At 50.4% G+C, this 413-nt stretch carries 1 protein-coding gene; it reads right to left on the bottom strand.

The genetic code is table 11. The annotated features are described in order from the left end of the window. On the bottom strand, positions 1-271 hold a 271-nt coding region (locus tag KSP9073_RS17345; protein ID WP_114403765.1), incomplete at its 3' end, for an MBL fold metallo-hydrolase. Between the last annotated feature and the right edge of the window lie 142 nt (positions 272-413).

Raw genomic sequence — 413 nt, 5'->3', positions numbered from 1 at the left:
CTTTGACTACCTGTGTTGTTCCCTTATCTTGTGTCTCTTGTGGACCATACACCACAATTTGTGGAAACTTTTCCACCAGTTCTTTTACGCCGCCAACGTGATCGTGGTGATGGTGGGTGAGAAATATGGCCTCCGGTTGCCAGTTATTGGCGGCACTGGCGTTTAATACTGGCTCTGCGTCTCCGGGATCGACAATCAGGCAGCGACCTGCTTCATCATTCAAAACCCAGATGTAATTGTCATCAAAGGCGGGAATACTGTTAAGATTCATAGATTACCTCTCAGTGTGAAACGGAAGGTTGTGATGAAACCGGCAAGAGTCCCTCAAACTGTCGTGGCTCCTGATTGCTGGGGCGATTTGCCCTGGGGAAAGCTTTATCGCAAGGCGCTGGAGCGCCAGCTCAACCCGTGGT

Origin of the sequence: Kushneria phyllosphaerae, assembly GCF_900312995.1 — a bacterium.
GTDB lineage: Bacteria > Pseudomonadota > Gammaproteobacteria > Pseudomonadales > Halomonadaceae > Kushneria > Kushneria phyllosphaerae.
Note: the sequence above shows the minus strand (reverse complement) of the source record. Positions and strands in the feature narration are given on the sequence as shown.